General features: G+C 59.9%; 1 protein-coding gene. It reads right to left on the bottom strand.

Annotated elements, in window-relative coordinates:
• Positions 1–122 precede the first annotated feature (122 nt).
• On the bottom strand, positions 123–398 hold the full coding sequence (locus AC0L21_RS25370) for a GIY-YIG nuclease family protein (protein WP_473264496.1): 276 nt from the start codon (positions 396–398) through the stop codon (positions 123–125).
• Positions 399–556: the final 158 nt, after the last annotated feature.

The following is a 556-nucleotide window of genomic DNA, read 5'->3' as shown; positions in this document are numbered from 1 at the left end:
GGGGTCTGGGCTGGTTTTTTCCTTTTTGGGGTGGACAAATGGGCGGTGTCTTTCCTGCCGCCCTTTTGGGTGGTGGCGGCCGCCGGGCTTCCCGGGCCGACCCAGTATTCCAGAGGCCGAAGTTATGGAGGGCCTGCGATCCCCGAATAGAGATCGTTCCAATCCGGATTGTCTTTCTCGATCAGCGCGATCTTCCAGTCGCGTTTCCACTTCTTCAGTCGTTTCTCACGTTTGATCGCATTCTCCGGGTCGTCGAACTGCTCGAAGTAAACGAGCTTCACGACATCGTAGTCTTTCGTGAAGCTCTCGATCACTTTCAACTTATGCTCTGCCACCCGGCGAATGAGGTCATTCGTCACGCCGATGTAGAGTGTGCCTCCGATCTTGCTGGCGAGAATGTAGACGTACTAGCAGCGAGCGCCCATCTGCCGCCTCTGGGATACTGGGTCGGCCCGGGAAGCCGGGCGCCCGCAGGGGGTTGTTTTTTTTTAAACCCCCCCCCGGGCGTACGCGGGGGCAGTTAGGCCGCCCCCGGGGCCCCCCGAGGTGGGGGGTT

Source organism: Bradyrhizobium sp. WSM4873 (genome assembly GCF_055811355.1).
Note: the sequence above shows the minus strand (reverse complement) of the source record. Positions and strands in the feature narration are given on the sequence as shown.